The sequence below is a fragment of the Listeria grayi DSM 20601 genome (genome assembly GCF_000148995.1).
GTDB lineage: Bacteria > Bacillota > Bacilli > Lactobacillales > Listeriaceae > Listeria > Listeria grayi.
The window spans coordinates 809,596-830,692 of the sequence record NZ_GL538352.1 but is presented as its reverse complement, the minus strand read 5'-3'; the positions used below and the strand labels follow the sequence as shown (position 1 = coordinate 830,692).

21 protein-coding genes are annotated in these 21,097 nt (G+C 42.1%); 1 reads left to right on the top strand and 20 read right to left on the bottom strand.

From position 1 onward, the window contains the following. Nucleotides 1-43 precede the first annotated feature (43 nt). The 7 genes from rpoD to recO all read right to left on the bottom strand — a co-directional run bounded on the left by rpoD (nt 44) and on the right by recO (nt 8,560). Nucleotides 44-1,174, bottom strand: coding sequence for an RNA polymerase sigma factor RpoD (gene rpoD / locus HMPREF0556_RS04195; RefSeq protein WP_040486463.1), 1,131 nt, complete (start codon nt 1,172-1,174; stop codon nt 44-46). Between the two features lie 71 nt (nt 1,175-1,245). After that, on the bottom strand, nt 1,246-3,093 hold the full coding sequence (gene dnaG, locus HMPREF0556_RS04190) for a DNA primase (RefSeq protein WP_003755835.1): 1,848 nt from the start codon (nt 3,091-3,093) through the stop codon (nt 1,246-1,248). 4 nt (nt 3,094-3,097) lie between these two features. Beyond that, a complete protein-coding gene (locus HMPREF0556_RS04185) occupies nt 3,098-3,553 on the bottom strand; it encodes a YaiI/YqxD family protein (RefSeq protein WP_003755834.1) in 456 nt (151 codons plus the stop codon). Nucleotides 3,554-3,657: 104 nt separating this feature from the next. Further along, nucleotides 3,658-4,479, bottom strand: coding sequence for a pyruvate, water dikinase regulatory protein (locus HMPREF0556_RS04180; RefSeq protein ID WP_003755832.1), 822 nt, complete (start codon nt 4,477-4,479; stop codon nt 3,658-3,660). 70 nt (nt 4,480-4,549) lie between these two features. Next, nucleotides 4,550-6,619 (bottom strand): glycine--tRNA ligase subunit beta, encoded by a 2,070-nt coding sequence (glyS, locus tag HMPREF0556_RS04175; protein ID WP_003755828.1) that lies wholly within the window; start codon nt 6,617-6,619, stop codon nt 4,550-4,552. Further along, on the bottom strand, nt 6,612-7,502 hold the full coding sequence (gene glyQ / locus HMPREF0556_RS04170) for a glycine--tRNA ligase subunit alpha (protein WP_036104058.1): 891 nt from the start codon (nt 7,500-7,502) through the stop codon (nt 6,612-6,614). Before glyQ ends, glyS begins: the two co-directional genes overlap by 8 nt. A gap of 290 nt (nt 7,503-7,792) precedes the next feature. Beyond that, nucleotides 7,793-8,560, bottom strand: a complete 768-nt coding sequence (gene recO, locus HMPREF0556_RS04165; protein WP_003755824.1) for a DNA repair protein RecO — start codon at nt 8,558-8,560, stop codon at nt 7,793-7,795. Nucleotides 8,561-8,686: 126 nt separating this feature from the next. Here recO and HMPREF0556_RS04160 point away from each other — a divergent pair, with 126 nt between their 5' ends. Beyond that, a complete protein-coding gene (locus HMPREF0556_RS04160; protein WP_003755822.1) occupies nt 8,687-9,322 on the top strand; it encodes a hypothetical protein in 636 nt (211 codons plus the stop codon). A 27-nt stretch (nt 9,323-9,349) separates the two neighbouring features. Here the strand turns inward: HMPREF0556_RS04160 and HMPREF0556_RS04155 are convergent, their stop codons facing one another. From HMPREF0556_RS04155 to dnaK, 13 genes are all read right to left on the bottom strand, one after another. Next, nucleotides 9,350-9,892 carry a DUF2812 domain-containing protein gene (locus tag HMPREF0556_RS04155; RefSeq protein ID WP_003755820.1) on the bottom strand — a complete coding sequence of 181 codons (543 nt, stop codon included), beginning with the start codon at nt 9,890-9,892 and terminating at the stop codon, nt 9,350-9,352. After that, complete coding sequence (locus tag HMPREF0556_RS04150; RefSeq protein WP_003755819.1) at nt 9,893-10,207, bottom strand: PadR family transcriptional regulator; 315 nt, start codon at nt 10,205-10,207, stop codon at nt 9,893-9,895. A 98-nt stretch (nt 10,208-10,305) separates the two neighbouring features. Then, nucleotides 10,306-11,211: a GTPase Era gene (era, locus tag HMPREF0556_RS04145; RefSeq protein WP_003755817.1), complete on the bottom strand. Its 906-nt coding sequence runs from the start codon at nt 11,209-11,211 to the stop codon at nt 10,306-10,308. Between the two features lie 29 nt (nt 11,212-11,240). Continuing rightward, complete coding sequence (locus HMPREF0556_RS04140) at nt 11,241-11,633, bottom strand: diacylglycerol kinase family protein (RefSeq protein ID WP_003755814.1); 393 nt, start codon at nt 11,631-11,633, stop codon at nt 11,241-11,243. After that, nucleotides 11,611-12,096, bottom strand: a complete 486-nt coding sequence (gene ybeY, locus HMPREF0556_RS04135; RefSeq protein ID WP_003755812.1) for an rRNA maturation RNase YbeY — start codon at nt 12,094-12,096, stop codon at nt 11,611-11,613. The genes HMPREF0556_RS04140 and ybeY overlap by 23 nt, the downstream gene beginning before the upstream one ends. 21 nt (nt 12,097-12,117) lie before the next feature. Next, nucleotides 12,118-14,283, bottom strand: a complete 2,166-nt coding sequence (locus HMPREF0556_RS04130) for an HD family phosphohydrolase (protein WP_003755810.1) — start codon at nt 14,281-14,283, stop codon at nt 12,118-12,120. A 27-nt stretch (nt 14,284-14,310) separates the two neighbouring features. Further along, nucleotides 14,311-15,267 (bottom strand): PhoH family protein, encoded by a 957-nt coding sequence (locus tag HMPREF0556_RS04125; protein WP_003755808.1) that lies wholly within the window; start codon nt 15,265-15,267, stop codon nt 14,311-14,313. A 164-nt stretch (nt 15,268-15,431) separates the two neighbouring features. Beyond that, nucleotides 15,432-15,878, bottom strand: coding sequence for a GatB/YqeY domain-containing protein (locus tag HMPREF0556_RS04120; protein ID WP_036104054.1), 447 nt, complete (start codon nt 15,876-15,878; stop codon nt 15,432-15,434). 18 nt (nt 15,879-15,896) lie between these two features. Beyond that, entirely contained in the window at nt 15,897-16,070 is a 174-nt protein-coding gene (rpsU, locus tag HMPREF0556_RS04115; RefSeq protein WP_003755805.1) for a 30S ribosomal protein S21, read from the bottom strand. Between the two features lie 157 nt (nt 16,071-16,227). Continuing rightward, on the bottom strand, nt 16,228-16,986 hold the full coding sequence (locus HMPREF0556_RS04110) for a 16S rRNA (uracil(1498)-N(3))-methyltransferase (RefSeq protein ID WP_003755803.1): 759 nt from the start codon (nt 16,984-16,986) through the stop codon (nt 16,228-16,230). Continuing rightward, entirely contained in the window at nt 16,987-17,928 is a 942-nt protein-coding gene (gene prmA / locus HMPREF0556_RS04105) for a 50S ribosomal protein L11 methyltransferase (RefSeq protein ID WP_040486462.1), read from the bottom strand. 86 nt (nt 17,929-18,014) lie between these two features. Further along, nucleotides 18,015-19,154 carry a molecular chaperone DnaJ gene (gene dnaJ, locus HMPREF0556_RS04100; protein ID WP_003755799.1) on the bottom strand — a complete coding sequence of 380 codons (1,140 nt, stop codon included), beginning with the start codon at nt 19,152-19,154 and terminating at the stop codon, nt 18,015-18,017. Between the two features lie 99 nt (nt 19,155-19,253). Further along, entirely contained in the window at nt 19,254-21,086 is a 1,833-nt protein-coding gene (dnaK, locus tag HMPREF0556_RS04095; RefSeq protein ID WP_003755798.1) for a molecular chaperone DnaK, read from the bottom strand. Nucleotides 21,087-21,097: the final 11 nt, after the last annotated feature.

The following is a 21,097-nucleotide window of genomic DNA, read 5'->3' as shown; positions in this document are numbered from 1 at the left end:
AAACAAACCATAAATCCTGTTTGCTTTGCCGCACCATCTATTTTCATTCTAAGAAATCTTTTAATTGTTTGCTACGGCTTGGGTGACGCAATTTGCGCAGCGCTTTTGCTTCGATCTGACGAATACGTTCCCGAGTAACGCCGAAAACGCGTCCTACTTCTTCTAATGTTCTCGTCCGGCCGTCATCTAATCCGAAGCGGAGACGTAAAACATTTTCTTCTCGGTCAGTAAGCGTATCAAGCACATCTTCCAACTGTTCTTTCAGTAATTCATAAGCTGCATGGTCGGATGGCGACGTTGCTTCTTGGTCTTCAATGAAATCGCCTAAGTGAGAATCGTCTTCTTCACCGATCGGTGTTTCCAAAGAAACTGGTTCTTGAGCGATTTTCAAGATCTCGCGGACTTTTTCAGTCGGCAGGTCCATCTCTTCACCGATTTCTTCTGGAGAAGGATCGCGGCCAAGGTCTTGAAGGAGTGAACGCTGAACACGAATCAATTTGTTGATCGTTTCGACCATATGCACAGGGATACGGATCGTACGTGCTTGGTCAGCAATCGCGCGGGTGATTGCTTGACGGATCCACCATGTTGCATAGGTACTGAATTTGAAGCCTTTGTTAAAGTCGAATTTTTCTACGGCTTTCATCAGCCCCATGTTACCTTCTTGGATCAAGTCGAGGAAAAGCATCCCACGACCGACGTAACGTTTCGCGATACTGACTACGAGACGCAAGTTAGCTTCTGCTAATCTGCCTTTTGCTTCGATATCGCCTGTTTCGATCCGTTTTGCCAAAGCGACTTCTTCGTCAGCTGTCAGCAAGTTGACACGACCGATCTCTTTTAGATACATACGCACTGGGTCGTTTATTTTGACACCGGGCGGTACGCTCATGTCCGTTAGATCTAATTCCTCTGTTTCCTCTTTGATCAATTCTTTTTCATCTGGATCTTCATCTTCGTCCACGTCATCAGTCACTTCGATACCATTTTGTGTCAAGTGTACTAAAAACTCGTCCATTTGATCAGAATCTAATGTGAAAGGAGCCAATTGCGCTGCGACTTTATCATAGGTCAGCGTCCCCGATTTTTTCCCTGTCTCTATCAATAATTCTTTTACTTGGTCGATACTTAGTTCAACGGTAGTTTCGTTTGTTTCTACTGTTTTCTTAGCCATAATTGTTTGTTTCCTCCTTCCAAAAATACCGCTTTGCATGTTCTACTTGTTACATACCTTTTTTAACGGTTTTAAAACGTTTCATCAAATTGTCTCGCTGTCAGCAGTTTGTCGATCCGATTGATCTCTTGAAGCGTTTCTATCAATGCCTTGGCATCATTTTCACTTTCCAATCGCTGCATTTTCTTCTGGAGTTCACTGCGCTTTTTCGTCCATACGTGCTTTTTGATGCTGGCGATATAATCACGAAATGCGGCAGTGGTTTGTTCTTCCGGAGCTTCCAGCATCTCGATCGTCGCGACTAAGTTCTTGAATGCTTGCTCTTGCTCAGGAAGATAATCCATGAAACGGTTAGTGTCCGGCGTGTTTCCTTCTGCATAAAAACCGATCAAGTACGTATAGATCGCCTGATAGTCGTCATGATAAAAATCGGTGCCCTCCATTAACTGACGGATCTGCATAAAGTTTTCACGACTGTCGAGCATTGCTTTTAGTAATTGCTCTTCCGAAATCACCAAAGCGCCTTTATTACGTTTTGATTCTTCAAATATGATTGGTTCACTGTATGGCATATCTGCATGCTGATTTGCTACCGGCTTTCTTCGTAGCGAATCGGCTAATTGTTGTCTTAGCGTTTCTAAAGACAGATCGAATTCTGTCGCCAGCTGTTTAAGATAGATCTCGCGCTCGATCGCCTGGTCGATTTTCGCAATCTCCATAATCGCTTCTTCCAGATAATTTGCTTGTTCTTGCGGATTGCTGAGATTCTTGCCTTGTTTGAGATAAGATAGTAGAAAAGCGGTCCAGGAACTGCGATTGTGCGCGTAAATATCTTCAAATTTTTCTGGACCGTAAGTCTGAATAAATTCGTCTGGATCTTTCCCTTGTGGAAGCTGTAGGACGGCTAAACCGAAATGTGGATCTGCCTCTAACATCCGCCCGGCTTTTTGCGTGGCTTCGATCCCTGCAGAGTCACCATCATAGCAAATGACGATCTGATTGGTGATTTTCCGGATCAAGCCGATATGTTCTGTCGTTAAGCTCGTCCCCATTGTGGCTACCCCATTGCCAACTCCGGCAGATGAAGCAGCGATCACATCCATGAAGCCTTCCAACAAGACGATCTCCTTACGCCTCCGGATTTCTTGCCTAGCATCCGATAAGTGGTACAAGACATTACGCTTGTTGAAGATCGGTGTTTCCGGGGTGTTTAGATATTTCGGACCGTTATCTTGGTTAAACAGCCGACCGGAAAAACCAATCGCCTGATCTCGGTCGTTCTTGATCGGAAACATAATGCGGTTGCGGAACCGGTCTACTAGATCACCATTTTCACGGCGGACAAGCAGCCCTGCGATCTCAGCCAGATCAAGATTCATCCCTCTTTTGGCTAAAAATGAAGTGATCGTCGAGGAATGGTTCGGTGCAAAGCCGATTTGAAAAGAGATGATCGACTGTTCGGACAAGCCCCGTTCTTTAAGATAAGAAAGTGCCTCGCTGCCTTCTTCTGTTTCGAGCAAGATATAATGATAAAACTTGGCGGAAAGCTGATGCATGTCGATCATTTTAAATTGATCGTTCGACTGCTCGGTTTTCTGTTCGGCCGGTTCGTCATCCCATTCGATACCTACATCGACATGGCTGAGTTCAGCGGTTTTCTTAACAGCTTCTACAAAGGACAAACCATCATGCTCCATTAAAAATGAAAAGACATTCCCACCTTTCCCGCAGCCAAAGCAGTGGAAGATCTGCTTTTCCGGTGAAATAGAAAACGAGGGCGTCTTTTCGCCATGAAAAGGACATAGACCAGAATAATTGCGTCCCGCTTTTTTTAGTTGTACATAATTACTGATAATGTCAACAATGTCGGCTTCGCTTCTGACTCTATCGATTACTTCTTCTGGAATTCTTCTAGCCATTTCGTTATCGCTTCCCTTCCTTCTGATCAAACCAGCTGACCAGCTGTTCAAAAAAAAGCGTGCGGTCTTGTTCTTCGATTGCTTTCGGACCTTTGGCATATTTCCCTTGCCGTCTTTCCTTAGCCCGTTGGTAGCGGATGTCGAGCATCATAGGCATTTCTTCTTCGGAATATGCTTCTCCGCGATTAGAGAAGACAAAAACTCCTTTTGCCAACAAGATACTTGCCAAACCGATGTCTTGCGTAAAGCAGTAGTCGCCTTTTTGAGCAAGATTAACTATCCGCATATCTGCTGATTCTTTACCAGTATCAACGTATATCCAGTTTTCCTCGCTACTAGTATGAATGGAAAAATGCGCATAGGAAGCAACGAATGTAACTTCTAGCTGATATTGCTTTCCTAAACGCAATATTTCCGGTTTCATTGGACAAGCATCTGCATCTACAATAATTTTACTCAATCAGCCTATCCTTCTTTCCATTATTAAACTCTGATAAGGTCTGATAATCTCATTTTTATCAGCATATTTATATTATTCACCGTAAAAATGAATTTCCCTTTTTTTTATTCAAATTTTTCATCAAAAATTTTGCCAATGTGGGTCAAAATCTCATTTGCCGTTTCTTCAATGGCTTTATTGGTCACATCGAGCACAAAACAGTCTAGTTTATCGGTCAATATTTTGAAAAAAGCTAATTCCTTATCAATCCGCGCATCGCTTGCATAAAGACCTGCATCTGCCATGCCGATCGACATCAAGCGCTCTTTACGGATATGAGAAAGCTTCTGTTTGCTGATTTTCAAGCCAATGATCTTATTCGGATCAATCTCGAAAAGTTCTTCGGGAATCGTGGCTTCTGGAACGATCGGAACATTAGCGATCTTTAAGCCCTTCAAAGCTAAATATTGAGAAAGGGGCGTTTTAGAGGTGCGCGAGATCCCAATCAATACATAATCCGCTTGTAAGATCCCTCGAGGATTACGACCATCATCATTTTCGACGGCAAATTCAATAGCTGCTACTTTGGCAAAATAAGCCTCGTCCATGGAGCGGACTTTTCCTGGTTCTGCTAACGGTTTGATTTTGTAGGTTGCTTCGAGTTGTTCTAAAAGCGGGCCAAATAAATCAATGATTGGCACGCCGAACGCTTTGGCTTTTTCATTAAGGGCTTGTCTGACGTCTTCCAAAACGATGGTATGCACGATAATCCCGTGATTGACGGCAACCAGATCCACAATTTCATCCAGCATCTCTGTAGAGTCGACATGATGGAAGCGGTGGATAAATTTTGGTGTTTGACCGAACTGGCTTAATGCTGCTCGAGTCACTAATTCTGCTGTTTCGCCAGTAGAATCAGAAACAACATATACAGCGGGCTGTGTCATTTGATTTCCTCTTCTCTTCTTAAAAATAGCAGGAAAGCCTTAAAAAGCAAATCCCTGCTACTTTTTTCTTTTATTTTACATTAATGACGTCGGTTTGGGCAAATTCTTTGATGAAATTAGAAAGTTCAAAAAGCAGTTCCAAACGGTTATTACGCACAGCATCGTCGCCGCTCATCACTAAGATTTTATCAAAATATGCCTCGATGGCTGGTTTTAAGGCGATCAAGCTTTCCAAACGAGCGGCCACCGGTAGAGATTGGAAATTTTGTTTTAAAGATTCCAATGCTTCAAACAATGTCTTTTCTTCTTGGTTTTCAAATAATGCGGGATCGATCACAACTTCTTTTTCATGTTTTTTTGCTAAGTTGACAACACGAGAAAGGGATTCGATCGTTTCCCGGAAGTTCCCGCTGTCGGTGGAATAATTATTTAATACGCTGGCACGTTCCAATAATTCCGGTACATTATCTTGTGTACTGTCTAGCACAGCATCGATAATATCGTAGCGGATCGCTTCTCCAAGCATGATTGCTTTTAAGCGCTGTTTTAAGAATTGAATGATTTCCTGTTGCAGTTCTTCCACGGAGAGACTTTGATCCAATTCAGCTTGTTCGATTTTAATAACTTCACGAATCAATGGCAATAAGCGGATATTCCATTTATTAGCTTTCATGATCCGCATGATGCCAAGCGCATTTCTGCGAAGACTGAATGGATCTTGTGAACCGGTCGGCACGATGCCAACTGCAAAAAAGGCGATCAATGTTTCCAGTTTATCTGCAATTGCGAGAATCGAACCTAGTTCTGTCTGCGGTAATTCTCCCTCAGCAGAGATCGGCAGATAATGTTCGCGGATCGCGGCTGCTACATCTGCTTCTTCTCCTTGTAGTAAGGCATATTTTTCTCCCATCAAACCTTGTAATTCCGGGAACTCGTCGACGATATGCGTCACGAGATCAAATTTATAGATAGCAGCTAGATGGATCAGCTTGTCTTTTTTCTCAGTGGAAAGCGCTAATTGATCTGCAAGCAAGCTGGCAACTTTTTCTACGCGTTTCATTTTTTCTGTCAATGTTCCCAGTTTTTCATGGAAGACGATATTCCGAAGTTTTGCGACGCAGTCATCGATCGATTGCTTCAAATCATCTAAATAGAAGAATTCAGCATCGGACAAACGAGCGCGCAATACTTTCTCATTTCCCTTCGCTACGATTTCTAAATGTTCTTCGTTTCCGTTGCGGACGGTAATGAAATGCGGAAGTAGCGTTCCGTCTTGTGAAAATGCCGGGAAATAGCGTTGGTGTTCTTTCATCGTTGTAATCAGGATCTCTTCTGGAAGTGTCAGGTATTTTTCTTCAAAATCGCCTGTCAAAACAGTTGGATATTCAACTAAATTATTGACTTCTTCAAGTAGCGTTTCGTCGATTTCGATTTTCCAGTTCTCCACAAGTTCGATTTCATGTAGCTGTTCACGGATCGCAGCTTTGCGTTCCTCACTGTTTGCTACGACAAACTGTTCCAGTAATCGTGCTGTGTACTCGCTTGGCTCATTGATCTCTGCTTCTTTTCCAAGGAAACGATGGCCGCGAGTTACCTTGCCAGTAGAAACGCCGGCGATCTCAAAAGGAATGACGTCCTTATCGAAAAGTGCGATCAGCCATTTGATTGGACGGATGAAACGCATTTCATTGCTTCCCCAGTGCATGCTGACAGGAAAGTTCATCGCCGTGATGCATGCTTTGATCTCTGGGAGTAGCGAGATGGTTGGTTGTCCCGGTACTTCTTTCTTCACAAAAAGATAATCGACACCTTTAAACGCTTGAAATCCTAATTCACTTGGATCGACTTGCTGACTTCTGGCAAAGCCCAGCGCTGCTTTTGACCAGTCACCATTTTCGTCTAAAGCGATTTTCTTTGCAGGACCTTTTGCTTCTTCTATGCGGTCTTCTTGCTTGTCAGCCATTGCTTTTACGATCAGTGCAAGGCGTCTTGGCGTCGCATATGTTTCGATGTTCTCATAACTGATTTTATTTTCCAATAGCCAATCGGCTACGCGTTCTTTTAATTGACGGACGGAGGAAGTTACGTATTTTGCGGGCATTTCTTCTAAGCCGATCTCCAGTAAAAAATCTTTACTCATTACTTGCCGCCTCCTTTGCTTTTAATAATGGGAATCCTAATTTTTCCCGTTCTTCATAGAAAGTTCGTGCGATTTTACGCGCCAATTTACGAATGCGACCGATATACTGCGCACGTTCAGTGACAGACACGACACCTTTGGCATCCAGCAAATTAAAGGTATGCGAACATTTCAACACATAATCATAAGCCGGGAATACCAGACCTTGTTCCATTTGCTTGTCTGCTTCTCGTTCATACGTATCGAACAAATGCAGCAACATATCTGTAGAAGATGTCTCAAAGGCATATTTGGAGTTTTCATATTCTGCTTGATAAAAAATGTCGCGGTACGTAAGCCCTGTTGTCCACTCCAGATCAAAAACGTTTTCTTTGTCTTGGATGTAGCTCGCCAAACGTTCTACGCCATATGTGATCTCAGAAGTGACTGGCGAACATTCGATTCCGCCAACTTGTTGGAAATAGGTGAATTGAGTGATCTCCATCCCGTCGAGCCAAACTTCCCAGCCAAGCCCTGCACAACCAAGCGATGGATTTTCCCAGTTGTCTTCTACAAAGCGAATGTCATGTTCGAGTGGATCAATGCCTAATTTTTCCAGTGATCCTAAGTACAATTCCTGAATATTGTCCGGGGACGGTTTCATTACGACTTGAAATTGATGATGCTGGAAAAGACGATTTGGGTTCTCTCCGTAACGTCCGTCTGCTGGTCTTCTTGATGGTTCTACATAACCTGCTTTCCATGGTTCAGGACCGATCGCTTTTAAGAATGTATAGGGACTCATTGTTCCCGCACCTTTTTCTACATCATAAGATTGCAGCATGACGCAGCCTTGTTCTGCCCAATAGTCTTGCAATGTTCGTATCATTGTTTGTAAATTCATCCTATTCGCACCTCCATTTAATTTAGCGCATATAAAGACTCCCGCCTCTATATGCAAAATCTATGCATATAGGGACGAGAGCTGCTCGCGGTTCCACCCTATTTGGAATTACAGCAGATCGCTGCAAATCCCACCTTCGTTCGTTCATGCTCCAGAATGCCTTCGCAAAAAGATATTGTACCGGCTTCCACTATCCCGATCTCGCTATGCAACAGTGCTTTTTACTACTTAATTTCTTTCATCGCATGCATCTATATTAATTACTAAGATACTGCATATTGTGATAAATGTCAATCGCTCTTTTTATTATCCAAGACTTCAAGCCACTTTTCCATATCCAATAAGAACTTCTTGCTTTTAAGATATAATCCAGTTTTTTCTTGATAATAAGTATCGATCACTTTACGCAGCAATTTTTTCGTTTCTGGTTTCACGTCGATGTTACCAAGTCGATCTAAACGAAAAATATAAAATAAACGCAGTAATTTCACAACTTTTTCCGGCAAGTGCAGACGATAAGGATCTTTTTCAAAGCAGCGGTGGCAGATGATACCGTCACTGTGAGTGGAGAAATCAAAATGGCCAGTCGTTTCTCCGCAAATCGCACATTTGTCCATGACAGGATAAAATCCCATTACCGGCAGCATCTTCATCTCAAATAGCTGGACTAAGATTTCCGGATCGTAGCCCTCATCGATATCGCGTAAAATCTGAAAGACCAACTCATATAAGGACGGATTCGCTCTTTTTTCATCCGTGGCTTTATCCAGAAGTTCGCAGATATAGGCAGCATAAGCTGTCAGGAAGATATCTTGTTGGATAGAGGAAAAATTCTGGATCAGCTCGCCTTGCTGGAGTGTGCCAAGCCCGCTGCTTGCAAAAAACGTGAAATAGCCGTTCACGAATGGTTGAGTAACTGCAGCTAAGCGGCTTTTTGTTTTTTTTGCGCCTCTAGCAACAACACCGATCTTGCCGAATTCTCTCGTGTACAAGACGACGATCTTATCCGATTCGCGATAATCCGTTTGACGAATGACGATCCCTTCACATTTCTCCATTGTTTCAGCCTCTTTCTTTTTTGGTTCCTTTATTATACCATGTTACAGTCTACTTTCTAAAATATGTCAAACTTTCATTTTTGTGGTACTATCAGTATATATTATTAGTCAAAGGACGTGACCACCATGCCACTTTTGTTTTTACTTTTAGGTTTCGTAGTTATGGTCGCATTTATCGGGATCGTAACAGGTATTATTTTGATTTTCGTTTTAAAAACCAAGTATCTAGGAATCATCTTGACAGGATTCTTCAGTATGATGCTCATTGGTGGATTACTATTTTCAGTTGGTTCGATCGCCTTTTTCGGAATGTCAGGAATGAATCATATGAGCACGAGTTCTTCTTCAAAAGAGGATTTATTGGATGGCGGTTCTTCTTTCGATGACACAGATGGTGATACTGATAGTTCAGAAAGTACGGATTCACTTACCAAATCATTCGGTCAAAGTTATCTCTATGAAGACAATGCACAGATAACGGTCCAAAAACCAACGACATGGACGACAACGCAAAAATCGCTCAATGGCGGTGGTTTATACAAGGTAGTTGTTAAATTTCAAAATAAATCTTCCAAGACATTAGCTTTTTCGCCAGCAGATATCGAGCTCGCTGATCGAAATGATGAAGATGCGGAATTGATTGACAGCAAGCCGAAAGTTTCGCAGATCGCTCCAGGTGAAACAGAGCAGTACACGCTTTATTATGATAGTTATGATACAAGCCCCTTTGCGGTGTATTATGGATCGGTGATGTGGGAATGAAACGCGCTCGTTTGAGAGGGCGTTTTTTTATTCTTTCAGTTGTGTAAATCTGATTTTCCGCGTTAAGTTGATATACATTTTACCGTATAATAGCACAATCAGCACAGTCATAAGTAAAATAATGATTCCGGATATCTGCTGTGCTCTGAAAATAAGAAATGTTGAAATACAGAGTAGCAAAAATATCATGGCTAAACCAAATACTGTCCATCTGTGGCGTATTTTTTTCCACAGCGTAATAAAGGACTGACGATCTGTAAAGATCTGTTCTTTTTGCGTTTCATCTGTTTCTTCCTTGCGAAAGTACATCCACTTCCCGCGAAGGATCGGGTAAGCATAAACATTTTCCCAACCTGCATCCTCAAAAAGCTGCAGATAGCTCGTTTCATCGTCCTTCTCTTCTTTATAATCAATGCAATATGTATATTTCTTTGGCGTTCCTTGTTCAAAATGATAGATTCCAGATGTATACTTACTAAAATACCAGCCTTTTTGAGCCATTTCTTCTAGAAATACTTCTTCTTTTTCAAAGTTGTCGACGGTTATCAGCTTAAAAATTTTTTTAGTCATTTAGAATGCCTCCTTGGCGTTTTGATATAACTCCGTAATCCGTTTACGTTCTAGTTCAAGCAATTCTTTTCCAAGTGCGGTGACTTGATAGATTTTCCGATTGTTTTCTTCTGCTGTAATTTGGATCAATTCAGATTGACTCATTTTGCTTAAAGTACCATAAATCGTTCCAGGCCCAAGCGTAATCCGACCATCAGTCATTTTGTTGACGTTTTTGATGATCGCGTAGCCATGCCGTGGCTGCAGGAGCGAAAGTAAGATATAAAAAGCTGTTTCGGTCATTGGAATCTGATTCTCGTTTTTTTTCTTTACCATAACTATAACGCACCTCGATATATTTGATAGTTTGATTATATCATGGCGCGATATAATTAAGCAATAAAAAACTGCATCTAACGGATGCAGTTTTTTGATCAATATTCTTCTTTATCAAAACCATAATCTTGCAAATAGCGTTCTTTATCCCGCCAGTTTTTCTGCACTTTGACCCAGATTTCCAAAAAGACTTTGGAACCCATCAATAATTCGATTTCTTTTCGGGCCCGCATGCCGATCTGTTTGAGCATTTGTCCTTGTTTTCCAATGATAATGCCTTTTTGCGTACTTCTTTCGACAATAATCGTTGCCATGATCGTTAATTTCTCGGTTTTGGGGTTCTTTTCGATTCCTTCAATGACAACAGCCACGGAATGCGGTACTTCCTCGCGAGTCAGTTGCAATACTTGTTCGCGGATCAATTCGGAAATAATGAAGCGTTCTGGATGGTCGGTGATTTGGTCTTTCGGGTAATACATTGGTCCTTCATCTAAATGCTCATTCGTTTCAGTAAGTAAATTCGGCACGTTGTTCCCTTGTAGTGCAGAAATCGGGATTATCTCTGTGAATTCCATCTTTTCCCGGTAGCTGGCAATCAATTCAAGCAATGCGTCTGGTGAGATCAAGTCGATTTTGTTGATCAGTAAGAAAACAGGGGTATCGACGTTTTTCAGTTTTTCAATAATAAATTCATCTCCGCGTCCTAAACCAGTGCTTGCATCGATAACAAAATAGATAAGATCAACTTCTTGAAAAGTATTGAATGCGATTTTCACCATGAAATCGCCTAATTTATGCTTTGGTTTATGGATTCCCGGTGTATCAATGAAAATAATCTGGGATTCATCTGTAGTATAGACCCCTTGGACTTTATTTCTAGTGGTCTGTGCTTTATCACTCATAATGGCGATTTTTTGGCCGATAATATGGTTCAGTAAAGTGGATTTCCCGACGTTTGGACGTCCGACGATCGCTACGAAACCTGATTTGAATGTTTCAGTCATATTTTTTCCCCCAATAATTTAAAATAACGTTAAGAAAAATGCAGAATATGCGGAATAAAAATAATTAATCCGACAACTACGGCGCAAGTCGATACTAATAATACCGAGCCGGCAGCAATATCTTTGGCTTTTTTTGCTTCTTCCATAAAGCGTTCAGTTGCAACATCTACCGCACGTTCAATGGCCGTATTGGTCATTTCAGCGACTAGAACGGCAAAAATACAAAGTACAAGGACAAGCCATTCTGTTCGTGTGATAGAATAGAAAAATCCTAATCCAATGACAACGACTGCTGCACAGAAATGGAACCGTAAGTTTCTTTCTTCAATAACAGCTGTTTTGATTCCTGTATAGGCATGCTTAAAGGAATCGGCATAATTTTTACTTCGCTTATACTTCCTATCTTTGTAATCCATAAGCATCCAACACTTCTTTTTGGAGTCCGAACATGACCTTTTCTTCTTCTTTTTCCATGTGGTCGTATCCCAGTAGATGGAGCAAGCCATGAACAGCTAAAAATCCTACTTCTCTTTCTTTTGTGTGCCCGTAACTAGCAGCCTGTTCTTCTGCTTTTTCTGTAGAAATAATAATGTCGCCTAAATTCCGAGGTACTTCTACCTCCAATTCGCCCCAATCGATTTCTGTTTCCCCTTCGCCTAATTCTTCCAGTGCAAAGGAGATTACGTCTGTAGCTTGATCTTTGTCGCGGTATTCGCGGTTGATTTCCCGAATGCGTTCATTATCAGTAAACGTGACGGACATTTCCGTACCTTCTTCTAATTTTAAATAATCAGCGGCAAACTGGAGAATATCAAATACTAGGGCATTTGTTTCTTTTGGTAGTTTCTCTGTCTCGTCGATCATATCTAATTCTAATCTTGGCATGCTGTGTCTCAGCCCCCTTCTTTATTTGTCGTCCGGATATTGGATCCGTTGATGATAGATACCGTTTAGTGTCGTGATAAGCGTATCTTGGATCGTATGCAGTTCTTTGATGGTGATATCACACTCATTGAACTGGCCATCTAAGATTCGTTCATCAATAATGCTCTTGATGATCGTCTTGATCTTGTCCATCGTTGGTTCGGACGATGCTCTTACAGCAGCTTCTACGCTGTCTGCAATATTGATGATCGCTGTTTCCTTCGTTTGTGGCTTCGGCCCTTTATAACGGTAATCCGCTTCTTTGGTATCCGGGTCGTTTTCCTTTGCTTGGTAATAAAAATATTTTAATAACGTTGTGCCATGATGTTCCAGCGCGATATCAATGATCGGCTGCGGCATATGATGTTCTCTAAGCATCTCTGCGCCGTCAACAGTATGGGCCAAAATAATATCGCGACTTTGACTTGGCTGCAGGCGGTCATGTGGATTGATGCCTTGCAATTGATTTTCCACAAAATAAGGCGGACGTAATGTTTTGCCGATGTCGTGGTAAAAACAACCAACGCGAACGAGCAAACCATTTGCACCGATTTTATCCGCACATGCCTCTGCTAGATTGGCGACCATCATACTGTGATGATAAGTCCCGGGTGCTTTCATCAAGATCCGTTTTAAAAGCGGATGATTGGGATTGGCAAGCTCGACTAAGCGAGTTGTTGTGAGTAATCCAAATGTGATCTCAAACAGCGGAATCAATCCGATCCCCAGAACAAAAGCGCCAAATCCACCTAAAAAGCCATATCCCATTGTGCCTAGATTTGCACCTTGCCATATCGGGGAATTATTCGTCAATAATAGCAGCAGAACAAATACGATGTTCAGCCCTCCGACAATCAGCCCCGATAACAAGATCATGCCTCTTCTGCTTTGATTACGCAATGCAATCAGACTGGCTACAGAACTTAATAAGTAAAAAACGGTTATTAGTGTATTGATATTGGTCGAACTGTCGCTGATAAAAAGCAGCAAGCTCGTCACAGCGCTAAAAATAATGCTTAGAAAAGCATATCTGGTATTCAACAATATCTTGATCACCATAGGCGCAAAGGCGGCTGGGAACAAGAAGGATATCCCGCTGACATTCATTGATTCGAGATAGATAACGATCATTAAAAGCAGCAGATTGATCAAGTAGACGGTACTGAAAATCAGCATAGAGCGAAGTCTGTTCTCCAGTGAAGTACGTTCTTTTTTCGCAAACACATATAATAGCGATGCTAATGTCAGCAAAAACAACCCATAACCGATATATTGTTTGACTGGCATGCGTTTATCCAAAAGATGTAGCAATTTCAGCTGACGATAGGTATCCCGGTCGATGATCTGACCTTCTTGGACGATAACCTGTCCTTGCAGGATACGAACCGGAGCAATGCTTTGGACTGCCTCTTTTCGCTGTGCTTCTGTTTGTTCCTTATCCAGCTGCTCATTGGCGACGATGCCATAAGAAACGATATTTTTAGAAATATTCTTATATTCACTCGGGATGTTAGAAAGTTCGATATTGTCCCGTGCTTTGATTTTTTCAGACGTCAATTCGTCGGAACGAATACTGCTTCCCATCCGCTTCGAGATTTCGTCCGTGATCACTTTTTGCATGGTCGCTAAATCGGATTCCGGTGCTTGGAGCAATATCCGCAAGACATTGTCCGATAACCCTGCTGTGATGTCTTCAGAAACATTGTCGGAAAGCTTGCTTTTTAATAATTTCAATTTATCATTGACAGATGAAGCTTTCGGCGCTGACTTATCGTCTTTTTTCGCCTTTTCTCGTGCTGCTTTGTCTTTATTCTTTATTTCATCATTCACTTCATGGACGTAGTCAAAAATCGATTGGATGAGCGCGACCCGATTTTTTCCGGTGTCGGCATTATAAGAATACACATTTTCGACGCTGTCTGCTGCTTTTTTCTGTGATTCCTTTGTTTTTGCTGTGTCTTCGATCGTTTGCGGGGCGCGGATCGTTTTTTCAGCAACTTGGAATAACTTCACATCGCTTGTTTCTGGTCTAGTGACTTGGATCAAAAGAAAAAAAGCAATAAGAAGGGAAAGAATAAGTCCGATTTTATAAAACAGCTTTTTATGATCGGCATGACGCCATTTTTCTTTAAGTGTTTTTTGTTTCATAAAGCCACTCCTTCCCTTATCTTTTGATTACTGCTTTTCATATGCCTTGATGATTTCTGCAACCACCGGATGGCGTACAACGTCTGTATGTTCAAAGTAAACGAAACTAATGCCTCTGATGCCTTGTAAGACGCGTTCTGCATCCACAAGTCCGCTAGTAGCTCCTTTAGGCAGATCGATCTGGGTACTGTCGCCATTGACGATCATTTTGGATTCATAACCAAGTCGTGTTAGGAACATTTTCATTTGGGCGATCGTAGTATTTTGAGCTTCATCGAGAATGACAAATGCATTATCGAGTGTCCGACCACGCATATAGGCAAGCGGAGCGATCTCAATAATGCCGCGATCCATCAGTCTTGTCGTATGTTCCATTCCTAAGATGTCATAAAGTGCGTCATAAACGGGACGAAGATAGGGATCCACTTTTTCCTTCAGATCACCAGGTAAAAAACCGAGATTTTCGCCTGCTTCAACTGCTGGTCTGGTCAAAATGATTTTACTCACATTTCCTTTTCGCCATGCTTCTACCGCCATCACGACTGCTAGATACGTTTTTCCTGTTCCGGCAGGGCCGATTCCGAAAACGACATCATGACTCCGTACTTTTTGGACATAATTCCGTTGACCGAATGTTTTTGGACGAATCGGTTTGCCTTTGGTCGTTTTCGTGATCTCTTCTGAGAAAATAGCGGGGAAATATTCTAATGTGCCGTTTTTCGCCATTTTGATCGCTTGAGCAATATCTCTGCCATCAATATGGACGCCGCTTTTCAGCAGATTGATGCACATTTGCCAGATCTCTTTTGCTAAGCGCACATTTCCTTCTTCGCCTTGGATGCTGATTTCTTCACCACGTGTAACCAGCTGGATATCGAGCGCTTCTTCCATGATCTGCAGGTGACTATCATTATTGCCAAATAAATCCCTTGCATCTATTTGGGCTTCTAGTTTGACAACTTCTTTATAATTTTCATTTTGCATTGTCTAACCCCTTTGTACATTCTCTTTATTCGCTTTCTATTATACACGAAAAGCGGTTTGTTGAAAAATATAGCCTGACAATCTCAATCTATTTTAAAAAAATTAGGTATTCCTTCCTTATTTATACAAAAAAATACCCATCTCCAAGGAGACAGGTATTTTTCTCATGAAAGATATTTTTTAACAAGCTGGTTGACAATCGATCCATCGGCTTTGCCTTTGACTTTCGGCATGATGTTACTCATAACCTTACCAAAGTCAGCTTTAGATGTTGCTCCAACTTCATTTATACTCGCTTTTACAATATCTTCAACTTCTTCAGCGGTTAATTGTTTTGGCGCATAGTCCATCGCAATCTTGATTTCATCGCGTACTTTATCGGAAAGATCCGTACGACCTGCTTTATCATACTCTGTAACAGAGTCGCGACGTTGCTTCAGTTCTTTTGCAAGGACGTTCACTTCATCTTCAGGCGAAAGTTCTTTCTTTCCTTGATGAATCGCTTCATTTTGTAAAGCGGCTTTCAACATACGAATAACGGAAAGTTTTTCTTTCTCTTTATTGCGCATTGCCTGTTTCATATCTTCATTCAGCTTGTCAAGCAAAGTCAATGAAATCATCGCCTTTAATTAGAATTTACGTTTTCTAGCTGCTTCCGATTTTTTCTTGCGTCTTACGCTTGGTTTTTCATAAAATTCGCGCTTTCTGGATTCTTGCAAAGTTCCACTTTTGGAAACAGTACGTTTAAAGCGACGAAGAGCATCTTCAAGCGATTCGTTTTTACGAACTACTGTTTTTGACATCTCTCTTTCCCTCCCTCCGGCACTTATATGCACTCACTTAAAATCCATAATTTAAGTTTCAAAGTATTTGACTTTGAAGTAATAATGCAAATAAGCATTCACTCAATAAAAATTATAAACGATAGCTGCTCATGCGTCAATAAGTAACCACTAACTTTTATTCATTATTTAATTCAAACTGATAAGAAGCTGCAGCAAGCAGATAAAGTGGGGCTGTTTCCGTCCGAAGAATTCGTGGCCCGAGCCCGGCAAAATGCGCCTTTTGAGCTTTGAATAGTTGGATTTCCTGCTCGCTGATACCGCCTTCTGGTCCAAAAATAACTAATAGACGCATACCGGGTCTCAGCGCCGCAAATACAGATGCCAGTACAGCTTTTTCATTTGCTTTAGCACTCTCTTCATATGCTACGACGACCGCGTCGTACTCCCCGCACCTTTCAGCAAGTTGTTTCCCACTTGCAAGGGTAGTGATCGTTGGTACGTGGACGCGATGCGATTGTTCGGCTGCTTCTTTCGCGATTTTTTGTAGACGTTCGCGTTTTTTCTCGGTTTTTTTGGCATCCCATTTGACGATCGAACGGTCACTTGGGAAAGCAATAAAAGAATCTGCGCCTAGCTCTGTCCCCTTTTGAACGATCCATTCCAGTTTATCTCCTTTTGGGAGCCCGCTGGCAATTGTGATCGCGATTGGAAGTTCAGGATTATTGGTTTGCCATTCGACCAACTTTAAAAGTGTCTTATCTTCGGAAACAGACACGATTTCTGCCGTGCAGAACTGATTATCGGCAAAAACGATATAGACTTGGTCACCGGTGGTCATTCGCATGACTCTTGCCAAGTGGTGATGATCCGCCGCTTCGATATAAATCGGATCATCGTCTGTTGTCAGCACTTGATCTACGAAATAGCGCTGCATTTAGTTCCCTCCTTGTTTGGAAATGATCGCGATCCAATCTCCCTGTTGTTTTGTCGCAATGATTTCCAGACCTGCTTTTACTAAAGCTTCTTTGACAAATTCTTCCTTGTCTTTAATGATTCCTGACGCAATAAAGAGGCCGTTCGGTTTAAGTAGTCGGCGGACATCTTCTGGGAACAAGACGATCACTTCTGCCAGGATATTGGCCACAATAACATCTGCTTCTTCTTCAATGCCCTTAAGAAGATCATTTTGTTTCACTGTAACGACATTTTCGGTATTATTAAGGGCGATATTTTCTGCAGCTGCACGCACAGCGACTTCATCCAGATCCGTTGCTAAGACTGTTTCCGCGCCTAATTTCGCACTGACAATACTCAATACACCGGAGCCTGTTCCCACGTCTAAAATGGTTTCGCCGCCTTTCAGCTGCGTTGCTAATTCCCGGATACATAGCTGTGTCGTTGGATGTGTGCCGGTACCGAATGCCAAACCAGGATCCAGCTCAATAATGATTTCATGCTCAGAGGGTGTATATGATTCCCAGCTTGGAACGATCGTGATCTGTTCGGTTACTTGAACTGGATGGTAATATTTTTTCCAAGCCGTCGCCCATTCCTCATCGGATACATCATTCACTTGAAATTTCAAATCACCCAGCGGAATATCAAAAGTCGCTAGGTGCTGCACCGCTTTTTCCAAAGCAGGGATCTGCTGGATAAATTCCGATGTTTTCAAAAAATATGCTTTGATAATAACACCGTCTTCTGGATAATCTTCTCTTGCAAGTTCGTAGATTTCGCCAAAGCGATCTTCTCGTTCTTTGAAAAAATCAGCTACGTCTTCAATCGAAACACCGCTCGCTCCATGTTCAGTAAGCACATTTGCCACCGGTTCTACTGCTTCATTGATCGTATGTATTTCCACTTCTGACCAATCCATACTTTGATCCCTCATTTCTAATAAAAAATGCCCGAAACAAGCTATTGCATGATTTTACAATATATACCTGTTTCGGACACTTGGTTTTATTCGCCTTTAAATGCTTTTCTCATTTTATCAAAAAAACTTGATGTCTGCTCGTCTACTTTATCGCCAGTCGTAGTAGCAAATTCGCGCAGAATGTCTTTTTGTTTTTGATCTAATTTCTTCGGTACGATGACTTTGACGATGACATGCTGATCACCTGTCCCGGATCCGCGTAAGTGCGGAACACCTTTGCCGCGCAAACGGAAAGTAGTTCCTGATTGCGTGCCAGCCGGGATCTTCAAGCGGACTTTGCCATGGACTGTCGGAACATCGATTTCATCGCCTAGAGCTGCTTGTACGAATGTTAATGGTACTTCTGCATAGATATCTTCCCCATCACGCTCGAAGAAGTCATCTGGCGCTACCACAAATACAACATATAGATCGCCGTTTGGTCCGCCGTTGATACCAGCTTCGCCCTCACCAGCTACGCGCATTTGTTGCCCATCGTTGACACCAGCGGGAACTTTGAGTTTGATTTTTTTGTTTTTGTTGATGCGTCCGCTGCCGTGACAATCTGGACATTTTTCTTTGATTTCTTTCCCTGTTCCGTGACAGTGTGGACATGTTCGTTTATTAACTACACGACCAAACGGTGTATTTTGTTCCACATTGATGGAACCTTTACCACCACAATGTTTACATGTTTCCGGATGAGTACCTGGTTTGGCACCTGTACCATGGCAGGTATCGCAGTTTTCTTCGCGTGGGATCTCAATCTCTTTTTCCGCGCCAAAGATCGCTTCTTTGAATTTCAGATTCATCTGATATTGCAGATCGCTTCCTTGTCTTGGCGCATTAGGATCTTGCGTTCTTCCGCCGCCGCCGAAGAACGTATCAAAAATGTCTTCAAATCCAGAGAATCCGCCGCCGCCAAAGCCGCCGGAGAATCCACCGCCTCCACCACCGAAACCTTGATTAGGATCGACATGACCATATTGGTCGTATTGGGCGCGTTTTTGTTCATCGCTAAGCACTTCGTATGCTTCAGAAATTTCTTTGAATTTCTCAGGTGCATCTGCATCTTTATTGATGTCTGGATGATATTGTTTCGACAGTTTTCGATATGCCTTTTTTATTTCTTCTGGGGTTGCGCTTTTTGATACGCCAAGCACATCGTAATAATCACGTTTTGCCAACTCTGCATCACTCCTCTTCTAGATATTACTCCATTATCAGCCAAAAAAGTCAAAGTCAGGATAGACTTTGACTTTTTGGGGATAAGGCATCCAAACTACTTATTTATTTTCTTTATCGTCGTCATTTACTTCTTCAAATTCTGCATCGACAACGTCATCTTTTTTCTCGCCAGCTTCGCCTTCATTTGCTTGTTGCTCCGCTGCTGCTTGTTCGTAAAGTTTTACAGTAAGTGCTTGGACGATTTCGTTAAGCGCGTCATTTTTCTCTTTGATCACGTCATAGTCTTCGCCTTTCAATGCTTCTTGTAATTCATCACGAGCTGCTTCTGCTTTTTTCACTTCTTCTTCATCCACTTTACCTTCTAAGTCTTTCAATGTTTTATCGACACTGAACACTAGTTGGTCTGCTTGGTTGCGAAGTTCTGCATTTTCTTTTACTTTTTGGTCGGATTCCGCATTTGCTTCTGCATCTTTGACCATTTTCTCGATTTCTTCGTCTGTTAGACCTGAAGAGGATTTGATAACAATATTTTGCTCTTTACCAGTTCCAAGGTCTTTCGCACGAACTGTTACGATACCATTTTTATCGATATCAAAAGATACTTCGATTTGCGGAACACCACGTGGAGCTGCTGGAATGTCAGCCAATTGGAAGCGACCCAATGTCTTATTGTCTTTCGCCATTGGACGTTCCCCTTGAAGAACGTGGATATCTACAGCTGGTTGGTTGTCAGCTGCTGTAGAGAAGACTTGTGATTTCGATGTTGGGATCGTCGTATTGCGCTCGATCAACGTCGTCATCACGCCACCCATTGTTTCAATACCTAGAGAAAGTGGTGTTACGTCTAGCAATACAACGTCTTTTACATCCCCAGTGATTACGCCGCCTTGAATAGCTGCGCCCATTGCAACAACTTCATCCGGGTTCACACCGCGGTGAGGTTCCTTCCCTAATTCTTTTTTGATCGCTTCTTGAACAGCTGGGATACGTGTAGAACCCCCAACCAAGATAACTTGATCGATATCGCTTGCGGATAGGTTCGCATCTTTTAGTGCTTGACGAGTTGGTGCGATCGTGCGTTCTACAAGATCTTTAGTTAATTCATCAAATTTAGCACGTGTCAACGTTACTTCTAAGTGAAGTGGTCCAGCTTCTCCTGCTGTGATAAATGGCAAGCTGATTTGTGTGCTTGTTACGCCGGAAAGATCTTTTTTCGCTTTTTCAGCAGCATCTTTCAAACGTTGCAATGCCATTTTATCTTGACCTAAGTCAATGCCATTTTCTTTTTTAAATTCTGCTACTAGGAAATCAATGATTTTTTTATCAAAATCATCGCCACCTAGCAAGTTGTCGCCGGCTGTAGAATGAACTTCAAATACGCCGTCACCAAGTTCAAGGATCGATACGTCAAACGTACCACCACCCAAGTCAAATACTAATACCGTTTGGTCTTGCTCTGTTTTATCAAGACCATAAGCAAGTGCTGCTGCTGTTGGTTCATTGATGATACGTTCTACTTCCAACCCTGCGATTTTACCAGCATCTTTTGTTGCTTGACGTTGCGCATCATTGAAATAAGCCGGAACGGTAATAACTGCTTTATCTACTTTTTCACCAAGATAATCTTCTGCATAGCCTTTTAAGTATTGTAAAATGATCGCGCTGATTTCTTGCGGTGAATATTCTTTGTCTTCTACTTTTTCTTTGTAGTCTGTACCCATGTGGCGTTTGATCGAGCTTACTGTATTCGGGTTTGTGATTGCTGCACGTTTGGCAACTTCCCCGACTTGACGTTCGCCATTTTTAAAACCGACAACAGAAGGGGTCGTTCTTGCACCTTCTGGATTTGGGATGATTTTTGCTTCGCCGCCCTCTAAAACTGCCACGGCTGAGTTTGTTGTACCTAAGTCAATACCAATAATTTTACTCATGTTAAATTCCT